Source organism: Pseudoalteromonas sp. Scap06 (assembly GCF_013394165.1).
GTDB lineage: Bacteria > Pseudomonadota > Gammaproteobacteria > Enterobacterales > Alteromonadaceae > Pseudoalteromonas.
Genome location: NZ_CP041330.1, coordinates 3,058,179 through 3,069,890, shown reverse-complemented (window position 1 = coordinate 3,069,890; position 11,712 = coordinate 3,058,179). Strand labels below are relative to the sequence as shown.

The 11,712-nt window shown below is 42.9% G+C and carries 6 protein-coding genes and 2 rRNA genes; 5 read left to right on the top strand and 3 right to left on the bottom strand.

Annotation, left to right across the window (positions count from 1 at the left end; genetic code table 11):
- The first annotated feature begins 73 nt into the window (after positions 1 to 73).
- Together FLM47_RS14195 and rrf are read left to right on the top strand one after the other, a co-directional pair.
- Positions 74 to 2,958, top strand: a 23S ribosomal RNA gene (locus FLM47_RS14195).
- Positions 2,959 to 3,095: 137 nt separating this feature from the next.
- A 5S ribosomal RNA gene (rrf, locus tag FLM47_RS14190) occupies positions 3,096 to 3,210 on the top strand.
- A gap of 632 nt (positions 3,211 to 3,842) precedes the next feature.
- Here the strand turns inward: rrf and FLM47_RS14185 are convergent.
- The 3 genes from FLM47_RS14185 to hslR all read right to left on the bottom strand — a co-directional run bounded on the left by FLM47_RS14185 (position 3,843) and on the right by hslR (position 6,926).
- On the bottom strand, positions 3,843 to 5,381 hold the full coding sequence (locus FLM47_RS14185) for a phosphoenolpyruvate carboxykinase (protein WP_138608169.1): 1,539 nt from the start codon (positions 5,379 to 5,381) through the stop codon (positions 3,843 to 3,845).
- A 264-nt stretch (positions 5,382 to 5,645) separates the two neighbouring features.
- On the bottom strand, positions 5,646 to 6,491 hold the full coding sequence (hslO, locus tag FLM47_RS14180; protein ID WP_178956693.1) for an Hsp33 family molecular chaperone HslO: 846 nt from the start codon (positions 6,489 to 6,491) through the stop codon (positions 5,646 to 5,648).
- Positions 6,492 to 6,503: 12 nt separating this feature from the next.
- The gene (gene hslR / locus FLM47_RS14175) at positions 6,504 to 6,926 is read right to left on the bottom strand and encodes a ribosome-associated heat shock protein Hsp15 (protein WP_010392996.1); all 423 of its coding nucleotides are present in this window, start codon (positions 6,924 to 6,926) and stop codon (positions 6,504 to 6,506) included.
- A gap of 196 nt (positions 6,927 to 7,122) precedes the next feature.
- On the opposite strand from hslR, the gene gspC reads away from it, so the two are divergent.
- Genes gspC through gspE form a run of 3 tightly spaced genes read left to right on the top strand, consistent with a single transcriptional unit; the run spans position 7,123 to position 11,712 of the window.
- Positions 7,123 to 8,067, top strand: a complete 945-nt coding sequence (gene gspC / locus FLM47_RS14170) for a type II secretion system protein GspC (RefSeq protein WP_178956692.1) — start codon at positions 7,123 to 7,125, stop codon at positions 8,065 to 8,067.
- 23 nt (positions 8,068 to 8,090) lie between these two features.
- Complete coding sequence (gspD, locus tag FLM47_RS14165) at positions 8,091 to 10,154, top strand: type II secretion system secretin GspD (RefSeq protein WP_178956691.1); 2,064 nt, start codon at positions 8,091 to 8,093, stop codon at positions 10,152 to 10,154.
- Positions 10,147 to 11,712: a type II secretion system ATPase GspE gene (gspE, locus tag FLM47_RS14160; RefSeq protein WP_232735523.1), complete on the top strand. Its 1,566-nt coding sequence runs from the start codon at positions 10,147 to 10,149 to the stop codon at positions 11,710 to 11,712. The genes gspD and gspE overlap by 8 nt, the downstream gene beginning before the upstream one ends.

The following is an 11,712-nucleotide window of genomic DNA, read 5'->3' as shown; positions in this document are numbered from 1 at the left end:
TCTACTTTAGTATTCAATATTAACTTCTGGCGAAGTTAAACTGTCACAAAACAAAGACCCGTTTGGGTTGTATGGTTAAGTGACTAAGCGTACACGGTGGATGCCTTGGCAGTTGGAGGCGATGAAGGACGTATTAACTTGCGATAAGCCTAGTCAAGCTAGTAAAAAGCACTTGAGACTAGGATTTCCGAATGGGGAAACCCACCTGCTTGCAGGTATCGTTAACTGAATACATAGGTTAACGAGGCGAACGCGGAGAACTGAAACATCTAAGTACCCGTAGGAAAAGAAATCAACCGAGATTCCGATAGTAGCGGCGAGCGAAATCGGAACAGCCCTTAAGCTTATTATGTGTTAATGGAAGGCTCTGGAAAGTGCCACGATACAGGGTGATAGTCCCGTACATGAAAACGCATTTTAAGTGAAATCGAGTAGGTCGGAGCACGTGAAACTTTGACTGAATATAGGTGGACCATCATCTAAGGCTAAATACTCCCAACTGACCGATAGTGAACCAGTACCGTGAGGGAAAGGCGAAAAGAACCCCTGTGAGGGGAGTGAAATAGAACCTGAAACCGTGTACGTACAAGCAGTAGGAGCCCCTCGAGGGTGACTGCGTACCTTTTGTATAATGGGTCAGCGACTTATATTTTGTAGCGAGGTTAACCGATTAGGGTAGCCGTAGGGAAACCGAGTCTTAACTGGGCGAATAGTTGCAAGGTATAGACCCGAAACCCGGTGATCTAGCCATGGGCAGGTTGAAGATTGAGTAACATCAATTGGAGGACCGAACCCACTAACGTTGAAAAGTTAGGGGATGACCTGTGGTTAGGAGTGAAAGGCTAATCAAACCGGGAGATAGCTGGTTCTCCCCGAAATCTATTTAGGTAGAGCCTCGGACGAATACTTACGGGGGTAGAGCACTGTTAAGGCTAGGGGGTCATCCCGACTTACCAACCCTTTGCAAACTCCGAATACCGTAAAGTAATATCCGGGAGACACACGGCGGGTGCTAACGTCCGTCGTGAAGAGGGAAACAACCCAGACCGCCAGCTAAGGTCCCAAAGTCATAGTTAAGTGGGAAACGATGTGGAAAGGCCCAGACAGCCAGGAGGTTGGCTTAGAAGCAGCCATCCTTTAAAGAAAGCGTAATAGCTCACTGGTCGAGTCGGTCTGCGCGGAAGATGTAACGGGGCTAAACTATGCACCGAAGCTGCGGATTCAGAATTTATTCTGAGTGGTAGGGGAGCGTTCTGTAAGCGGTTGAAGGTGTACCGGGAGGTATGCTGGACGTATCAGAAGTGCGAATGCTGACATGAGTAACGATAATGCGGGTGAAAAACCCGCACGCCGGAAGACCAAGGGTTCCTATCCCATGTTAATCAGGGTAGGGTAAGTCGACCCCTAAGGCGAGGCCGAAAGGCGTAGTCGATGGGAAACGGATTAATATTTCCGTACTTGGTATAATTGCGATGGGGGGACGGAGCAGGCTAAGCAAGCATGGCGATGGTAGTCCATGTGAAAGTGTGTAGGCTAGTGACTTAGGTAAATCCGGGTTGCTGTTAGGCTGAGACACGAGACGAGTCACTACGGTGATGAAGTTGCTGATGCCATACTTCCAGGAAAAGCCTCTAAGCTTCAGATTATACCGAATCGTACCCCAAACCGACACAGGTGGTCAGGTAGAGAATACTAAGGCGCTTGAGAGAACTCGGGTGAAGGAACTAGGCAAAATCGTACCGTAACTTCGGGAGAAGGTACGCTCCGATTGGTGATGAGACTTGCTCTCTAAGCTGATTGGAGCCGCAGTGACCAGGTGGCTGGGACTGTTTATTAAAAACACAGCACTGTGCAAAATCGCAAGATGACGTATACGGTGTGACACCTGCCCGGTGCCGGAAGGTTAATTGATGGGGTTATCTTCGGAGAAGCTCTTGATCGAAGCCCCGGTAAACGGCGGCCGTAACTATAACGGTCCTAAGGTAGCGAAATTCCTTGTCGGGTAAGTTCCGACCTGCACGAATGGTGTAACCATGGCCACGCTGTCTCCACCCGAGACTCAGTGAAATTGAAATCGCAGTGAAGATGCTGTGTACCCGCGGCTAGACGGAAAGACCCCGTGAACCTTTACTACAGCTTGGCACTGAACATTGAACCTACATGTGTAGGATAGGTGGGAGACTTTGAAGCAGAGACGCTAGTTTTTGTGGAGTCGTCCTTGAAATACCACCCTTGTAGTTTTGATGTTCTAACGTTGGCCCCTGAATCGGGGTTACGGACAGTGCCTGGTGGGTAGTTTGACTGGGGCGGTCTCCTCCCAAAGAGTAACGGAGGAGCACGAAGGTTGGCTAAGTACGGTCGGACATCGTACGGTTAGTGTAATGGTAGAAGCCAGCTTAACTGCGAGACAGACACGTCGAGCAGGTACGAAAGTAGGTCATAGTGATCCGGTGGTTCTGAATGGAAGGGCCATCGCTCAACGGATAAAAGGTACTCCGGGGATAACAGGCTGATACCGCCCAAGAGTTCATATCGACGGCGGTGTTTGGCACCTCGATGTCGGCTCATCACATCCTGGGGCTGAAGTCGGTCCCAAGGGTATGGCTGTTCGCCATTTAAAGTGGTACGCGAGCTGGGTTTAGAACGTCGTGAGACAGTTCGGTCCCTATCTGCCGTGGGCGTTTGAGAATTGAGAGGGGTTGCTCCTAGTACGAGAGGACCGGAGTGAACGAACCGCTGGTGTTCGGGTTGTCATGCCAATGGCATTGCCCGGTAGCTACGTTCGGAACTGATAAGCGCTGAAAGCATCTAAGCGCGAAGCAGGCCTCGAGATGAGTTCTCACTAGACTTTTAAAGTCTCTGAAGGGCCGTTGAAGACTACAACGTTGATAGGCAAGATGTGGAAGTGGTGTGAGCCATTAAGCTAACTTGTACTAATTACCCGTGAGGCTTAACCATACAACGCCAAACGCGTTTTATGTGATAGTGAAACAAGCGAAGAAGTTAATATAACTAAAGTAGATTACTGAAGACATTTTATTATCAGAATTCCAAATTTTAGTAAGCTCGATTAAATCGAACTTACACCAAATTTGCTTGGTGACAATAGCGTTTTGGACCCACCTGACCCCATGCCGAACTCAGTAGTGAAACGAAACAGCGCCGATGATAGTGTAGCATTTGTTATGTGAAAGTAGGTCATTACCAGGCTCCAAATAAGAGAAACCCGTTACAGAAATGTGACGGGTTTTTTTACGTCTTCAGGAAAGTGAAAGTATTAGCCGTCAGCCGTCAGCCGTCAGCCGTCAGCTATCAGTTGCACTGCGTTAACCTCAGAGCCAACGCACACCCCATTAAAAACATTAAATGTACCTTGCTATGTGGCTCTCTAGCGCTCTAGGCACTACGATATTCTACTGCGTGGTAACACACTCACTCCAAAAGCAAGCAAGACTCGAATGACTTGAGCCTTCTTGTGTTCGTAGGAGTTTACCAGTAATAGCTAGTGTTGTTTTATGTGCTCTAACAGGGTAAAGAGTGAGGTATTGGACAGATTCACCCTACAGTATTGTTTCATTGCTGATGACAACCCGTAACTGTACTAATGTAACATAGTTTAATAGCATTTAATTTGAGATATACAAACTAGTAACTGCTACTTTAAAGCTTAATAGGCTCTCGGTGAGCCTTTATTAAGAAATGCACAAAACATAGGGAAACGTTTTAGCTAATAGGTGGCTTATCAGCAATTATTAAAATAACTACGTTGCTGAAGTAAAATAGGTAGGATCAAAAACGCCAACTCAAGGTTGGCGTTTTAATTATCAGGCTAAAGGTGATTATTAAACTTTAGGGCCTGCGTTTTTAATTTCGTCAGATACGTCGTATTTAGCAAAATTTTCTGTGAAATCAGATGCTAGCTTAGCCGCATACTCTGCGTATTTAGCTTTGTCTTCCCAGGTATTGATTGGGTTAAGAAGCTTGCTATCTACGCCCGGCACTGCAACTGGTACGTCTAGGTTTAGCACGTCAATGTGTTGGGTTTCTACACCGGCTAATTTTCCAGATACGATTGCATCCACAACAGCTCGTGTTGTTGGAATATCAAAACGCTTACCAATACCGTAAGGACCACCTGTCCATCCAGTGTTAACTAGGTAAACTTTAGCGCCGAATTCACGTACACGCTTCATTAGAAGCTCTGCGTATACACCTGCAGGACGTGGGAAGAAAGGTGCACCAAAACAGGTTGAGAATGTTGATTCAATATCGCTAGTAGAACCAATTTCTGTAGAGCCTACTTTTGCTGTGTAGCCACTTAGGAAGTGAAATGCTGCAGCTTCTTCTGTTAGTACAGATACCGGCGGTAGTACACCACTCACATCACATGTTAGGAAAACAACAGCCTTAGGCTCACCTGCGCGGTTTTCAACTTTACGTTTTTCAACGTGCTCTAGTGGGTAAGCTGCACGGCTATTTTGAGTTAGGCTGGTATCGTTGAAATCAGGAACACGGTTTTCATCAAGTACCACATTCTCTAAAATTGTACCGAATCGAATAGCGTCCCAGATAACAGGTTCGTTTTTCTGAGAAAGGTCGATACATTTAGCGTAACAACCACCTTCGATATTAAATACACTACCAGGTGCCCAGCCGTGCTCGTCATCACCGATTAAGAAGCGAGTCGGATCTGCTGATAATGTTGTTTTACCTGTACCAGATAAACCAAAGAATAATGCGGTATCGCCTGCTTCACCTACGTTAGCAGAACAGTGCATTGGTAATACACCTTTCGCTGGTAGTAGGAAGTTTTGCACAGAGAACATCGATTTTTTCATTTCACCCGCGTAGCGCATGCCAGCAAGTAACACTTTACGTTGTGCAAAGTTAATAATAACTGTGCCATCGCTATTGGTACCATCGCGCTCTGGATCACATACAAACGAAGGTACGTTCATTACTTGCCACTGAGGAAAGTCGGCTTTGTTGTATGATTGTGGTTCGATGAACATGTTTTTAGCGAAGATATGGTGCCAAGCAGTTTCTGTTGTTACAACCACTGGAAGGTAGTGCTCTGGATCAGCGCCTACTTCAAGGTGAGAGATAAAGTGGTCGTTACTTTGCACATGTGCTTCTACACGTGCCCATAAGGCGTCAAACTTATCTGCATCGAATGGGCGATTTACATTACCCCATTGGATTTCATTTTCAGTACTTGATTCTTGAACAATAAAACGATCTTTTGGAGAACGACCGGTACGACGACCAGTGTTAGCTACAAAAGCACCATTGGCGGCTAAAGTCCCTTCGCCACGGCTGATAGCGTGTTCGACAAGTTCAGCTGCAGTTAGATCGACAAAACGGGTAGCGCTTGAAGTCATGTTTATACCTAAATTGTGTGAGATTGAACGGGATAGCTCTGGGTCTTAGTAACCTTTAAGCTGCAAATATAGTAACAGATGGATTAAGGATATTCGAGCTTATAAACACCGTAAAAACATATAAATTAAGGGAAAAACATGAATAATTTCAATGATACCGGTGTCATGAAAAATGCTCAGCTTGTGATACCGGTGTCATTTTTTGGACATAAAAAAGCCATAAAAAATTATGGCTATTTTATAGTGTGCTTTAAAATATCTAGATTAGTTAAATATATTTTTTATATCTTGTTCGTTAAACACATAATCTTTTAAACAGTAATGGCAGCTCATTTTAATCTCACCATTTTTTTCGACATCATCCATAAGCGCTTGTTGACCAACATTAACTAAAGCAGTCATCGTTTTTTCGCGATTACAACCACATTTAAATTGAATTGGTTGAGGGTCAAATACGCGTGGGTTATCTTCATGATAAAGGCGCGTTAAAATAGTACTGGCATCAAGCTCTAGTAGTTCTTCATCTTTAATAGTATTACTGAGTGCTTCTAAGTGAGTAAAATCTTCAATCGATTTTTGCTTATCTACAGGTAGTACTTGTAAGAATAGCCCACATGCCTTGGCGCTGCCCTCTTTAGTATCGGTTGCAAACCAAAGGCGTGTTTTTAATTGCTCAGACTGCTCAAAATAGCTTTCTATACATTCACTTAATGTATCATGCTCTAAAGGCACTATACCTTGGTAACGCTCACCTTGAGTTGGAGTAATCGTGATAACCATGTAGCCTTGGCCAATGAGCTCTTTTACCGTTGAGCCAGTTACTTCACTTTGTAATCGCGCAATACCACGCATATTTTGTTGATCATCACCATTGATCACCGCATATTTTACGGGGCCATCACCTTGTAGTTGAACTGCAATTTCGCCTTCAAACTTTAACGTTGCTGTTAATAAACAGGTTGCAACAAGCAGCTCACCTAATAATGCTTTAACGGGCTCTGGATAATTGTGTTTCGCAATCATTTCATTGTAAGCGTTGTCTATTTGTACGAGTTCGCCACGAACATCGAGGTTGTCAAATAAATAGCGGTGAAGTAAATCTTGTTGCATGAGCGGCTATACCTAACTTGATTTCATTTTTAAAAGTTCGCGTCTTTGCTTTTTATCTGGTTTTTTATCCGGATGAGGGGCAAAGAAACTGTTATTTTTGCGTGCAATACTATTTTCTTCACGCTTAGCAATACTAGCATCAGATTCTTGATACATGGTCTGTGCAATGGGGGCGCTTTGGCGCTTTTCAAGTATATTTAATACTGTGATGGTTTTTTCATCAACGCCTTGAGCTAGCTTTATAACTGCGCCAATTTCTACAATTTTACTAGCCTTACTGCGTTGCCCATTATAATGTACTTTGCCGCCTTGTACCATTTCTCGAGCTATTGCACGCGTTTTATAAAATCGAGCCGCCCATAACCATTTGTCCAACCTCACTTTAAGTGCGTCAGCGTTTTCTGAGCTGTCATTGAGTTTAGTTTTCTTTGTCATAAAACATCCCTAGTAAATTTACTGCCTAGGTAAATTATCACGAAACCGTTACCGCATGTAGCTATTGCTTGATAGCTGATACGATAAATAAATTAATCTGTTTACAAAGTTTAATATTAGCGTGCTTGTTGAATGAAAAATGAAAAGGTACTATGGCTGAGTGATTTCGTTATAAATTAAAATAAGAATACTACCTATGGAACAGCACGTTCAACAATTTAAACATTTATTAAGCCGTTTACCGCACGCGAGATTAAGTGCAATGGTTATGGTTTTAGTTGTTGTTTATATTGCATTTTTATTATCAAAATTGATGTGGTTATTATGGCCGCAGCCAATAACATCGCCCCTTGTTCCTATTAGTCACTCTAGCCAAGCAATGGGCGGTAATAACCAGTCTATAGATTCGATCATTGAGCAATTTTTATTTGGTAAAGTAAATGTAACAAAAAATACCAATACTGCTTCGCAAACTAAAGTTATCAATAATGCCCCTGAAACGCGTCTTAGTATTAACTTAACCGGTATTGTTGCTGTGAGTAATGATGATAAAGCGGGAATGGCTATTATTGAGTCACAAGGTCGCCAGACGAGTTATTTAGTGGAGGATGTGGTGCAAGGTACACGTGCGAAAGTATCGCAAATACTCCCAGATCGTGTGATTTTAGATGTAAGTGGCCGCTTTGAAACCTTAATGCTTGATGGACTCGACTTTACTAAAACAGTATCAATGCCAGTACTCGCTGCACGAGATGAGTCTGAAATGGGACCTTTAGCGCCTTCAGCACAAAGCGATGAACAAATTGATGCCACTGCCAACCTTGAGGTGAAAGAAGCATTAATAGAAACTCGCGAAGAGCTTTTAGAAGAACCTGGTAAGCTATTTGATTATATACGTGTTTCTCAAGCGATGAATGATGGGGAACTTATAGGTTATCGTTTGAGTCCAGGTAAAGAGCCCGAACTATTTAAACAAATGGGATTACAAAATAACGATTTAGCCGTGGCAATTAACGGTTATCAATTAACAGATTTAAAACAGGCAATGGCAGCAATGAATGAGCTGCGAAACAGTACAGATGCAACTATCACAATAGAGCGTGATGGTGAGCAAATAGATGTACTATTTAGTCTGCAATAACTTAGCTTTGGAGTTTTAACATAATGGTTCAGGTGCTACACCTCAAAAAAATTAAAAAAGGGTTAGCTAAGTATGCAGCACTTTTTTTAGCGGCAAGTCTTTCTATGTCGGTTGCTGCTGTTGAATATGCTGCTAACTTTAAGGGCACAGATATTAATGAGTTTATTAATATTGTTGGCAAAAACCTTAATAAAACCATCATTATTGATCCTAACGTGCGTGGCAAAGTAAATGTACGTAGTTATGAATTAATGGATGAGGCGCTTTACTATCAGTTCTTTTTAAATGTTTTAGAAGTTTACGGTTATTCAGCCGTTGAAATGGACAACAACATAATAAAAATAGAAAAAAGCTCAGATGCTAAAAAATCAAACGTGCCATTAATTACTGCTGATAGCCAAGCGCTTGGCGATATGATGATTACACGGGTTGTGCGAGTTAAAAATGTAAGCGTACAAGAGTTAGGCCCTTTAGTTCGCCAATTTAGCGATCAAAAAGACGGTGGTCACGTTGCTAACTTTAACGCGGCCAACGTAATGATGCTAACTGGTCATGCAGCCTCGGTTAACCGCTTAGTAGAAATTATTCGCTCTGTTGATCAAGCGGGTGATAAGCGAGTCGATATCGTTAAGCTCAAGTTTGCAACGGCTGATGATGTTGTCTCAGTAGTTGAAAATATCTATAAAGATAGTGGTAAGGGTAGCGTACCTGAGTTTTTAATTCCTAAAGTCGTAGCTGATGGTCGTACTAATAGTGTGATTGTCAGTGGTGAAGGCCAAGCACGCACACGTGCCATTGAGCTCATTAAACGTTTAGATGGAGAACTGGAAAGCCAAGGTAATACCAAAGTGTTTTACCTCAATTACGCAAAGGCCGAAGATTTAGTAAAAGTACTCCAAGGTGTGAGCAAATCGCTGGCAGAGGACTCAAAAGGTGGGGCAACCAAAACTCGCAGTAGTAATAAGAACGACACTAGCATTGAAGCTCATCCAGATTCTAATTCATTAGTTATTACCGCTCAGCCAGATACAATGCGTTCACTAGAGTCTGTTATTGCGCGCTTAGATATTCGCCGCGCACAAGTACTAGTGGAAGCCATTATAATTGAAGTAATGGAAGGCGATGGCGTTAACTTTGGTCTGCAATGGATTTCAGAAGAAGGCGGCATGCTGCAATTTAATAATGGTACCACTGTGCCTGTCGGTGCTTTAGCTGTAGCTGCTGAGCAAGCTCGTGACACAACAATAACTAAAACAATTATTGGAACAGAGACGGGTACTCCAACTGAATATGATGAAACAAAAGAAGGCGACTACGGCCCGCTTGCATCATTACTTGGTGGTATTAATGGTTTAGCTATGGGAGTGATTAAAAACGATTGGGGCGCAATCGTACAAGCGGTTTCAACTGATACTAATTCTAATATTCTAGCGACTCCCTCTATTACCACTATGGATAACGAAGAAGCGTCTATTTTAGTTGGCCAAGAAGTGCCAATTATTACTGGCTCGCAAACAGGTAGTAATAATACGAACCCATTCCAGACGGTTGAGCGCCAAGAAGTGGGTATAAAGCTTAAAGTGACACCGCAAATTAATGATGGTTCAGCGGTACAGTTGACTATAGAACAAGAAGTTTCCAGTGTAAGTGGTGCAACGGCAGTTGATATTTCAGTCAATAAGCGCGCAATTAAAACAACCGTAATGGCAGATGATGGCGGCATGGTGGTATTAGGCGGCTTGATAGATGAAGATGTACAAGAAAGCGTGTCAAAAGTGCCATTACTAGGCGACATCCCTATTTTAGGGCACTTATTTAAGTCAACTAATACAACAAAGCGTAAGCGTAATCTTATTGTATTTATAAGACCGACCATTATTCGCGATGGCGTTAGTATGAATAAACTTAGCTTTAATAAATATAACTTTATTCGCGGTGAACAATTTAAAAAACGTGAAGATGGTATTAATTTAATGCCAATGTCAGACACACCTATTTTACCTGAGTGGAATGACGAATTGTTGTTACCACCAACGTATGAAGAGCATTTACGCAAACAAAATGCACAAGAGCGTAATGATGACTAATGCGATAGAAGATATTAATCAAGATGTTGTTCATCCAATTACTCATAGTAATGATGAACAGCTTGCTCAAGATGACTTAATTGAACTGCCTGCAAAACGTTTGCCGTTTTCTTATGCCAGACGTGTTGGCGCGTTACTCAGTAAGCATAAAGATAACCAAATTGTGTATTACCGTGGTGAGCTTGATGTTGATGTATTATTAGAAGTGCGTCGTATTGCAGGACATGGCTTTACACTTGAGCAACTAGAAGATGATAAGTTTGAGCTATTACTAGAAGCATCGTATCAACGTGATAGCTCAGAAACTCAGCAAATGATGGAAGATATTGGTAATGAGGTTGATTTATTCTCACTAGCTGATGAGCTCCCTCAAACAGAAGACTTGCTTGCCGGTGACGACGATGCACCTATTATAAAGCTGATTAATGCCATGCTCAGTGAGGCAATTAAAGAAGGCGCCTCTGATATCCACATTGAAACGTTTGAGCAAGAGCTGGTTATTCGTTTTCGGGTGGATGGCGTACTCAAAGAAGTTCTAAAGCCTAATCGTAAACTAGCCTCTTTGTTGGTATCGCGTATTAAAGTAATGGCCAAACTCGATATTGCAGAAAAACGCATACCGCAAGATGGCCGTATTAGTTTACGTATCGCTGGGCGCGCTGTAGATGTGCGTGTGTCGACTATGCCATCGAGCTTTGGTGAGCGAGTGGTACTGCGTTTGCTTGATAAAAACAATGCACGTTTAAACTTAGAAGACTTAGGTATGACAGCTCGAAACCGAGAGCTGTTTGCCGACTTAATTAGCAAGCCTCACGGTATAATTTTAGTAACAGGCCCTACAGGCTCTGGTAAAAGTACCACGCTATATGCAGGTATGAGCCAAATTAACTCGCGGGATCGCAATATTTTAACGGTTGAAGATCCAATCGAGTACGAAATTCCTGGCATTGGCCAAACACAGGTTAATACCAAGGTTGATATGACTTTTGCCCGTGGTCTGCGCGCTATTTTACGTCAAGATCCTGATGTAGTTATGGTCGGTGAGATACGAGATTTAGAAACAGCCCAAATTGGTGTACAAGCATCACTTACTGGCCACTTAGTTATGTCTACGTTACATACTAATACCGCCTCAGGCGCAATCACTCGTATGGAAGATATGGGCGTTGAGCCGTTTTTATTATCGTCTTCATTACTAGGGGTATTATCCCAGCGCTTGGTACGTACTTTATGTAATAGCTGTAAAGAAGGTCACGTTGCAGATGAGCGTGAATGTGAATTACTCGGCGTACCGTTTGACAATGCTCCAACGATTTACCGCGCGGTAGGATGTGAAGAGTGTAACTTTAATGGCTACCGAGGTCGTACTGGTATTCACGAGTTATTAGTCGTCGACGAAACCATTCGTGAAATGATCCACAGCGGTAAAGGTGAGCAAAGCGTAGAGAAATACATTCGTAAACACAGCCCAAGCATTCGTCAAGATGGCTGCAGCCGTGTGCTTGCAGGTAAAACAACGCTTGAAGAAGTGCTGCGCGTAACGCGTGAGGAAGGCTAA

What these genes read in the sequence shown, in the direction of transcription:
- FLM47_RS14185 (WP_138608169.1), bottom strand. Translation starts at nt 5,381, where the DNA reads ATGACTTCAAGCGCTACCCGTTTTGTCGATCTAACTGCAGCTGAACTT.
- gspD (WP_178956691.1), top strand. Translation starts at nt 8,091, where the DNA reads ATGGTTCAGGTGCTACACCTCAAAAAAATTAAAAAAGGGTTAGCTAAG.
- hslO (WP_178956693.1), bottom strand. Translation starts at nt 6,491, where the DNA reads ATGCAACAAGATTTACTTCACCGCTATTTATTTGACAACCTCGATGTT.
- hslR (WP_010392996.1), bottom strand. Translation starts at nt 6,926, where the DNA reads ATGACAAAGAAAACTAAACTCAATGACAGCTCAGAAAACGCTGACGCA.
- gspE (WP_232735523.1), top strand. Translation starts at nt 10,147, where the DNA reads ATGACTAATGCGATAGAAGATATTAATCAAGATGTTGTTCATCCAATT.
- gspC (WP_178956692.1), top strand. Translation starts at nt 7,123, where the DNA reads ATGGAACAGCACGTTCAACAATTTAAACATTTATTAAGCCGTTTACCG.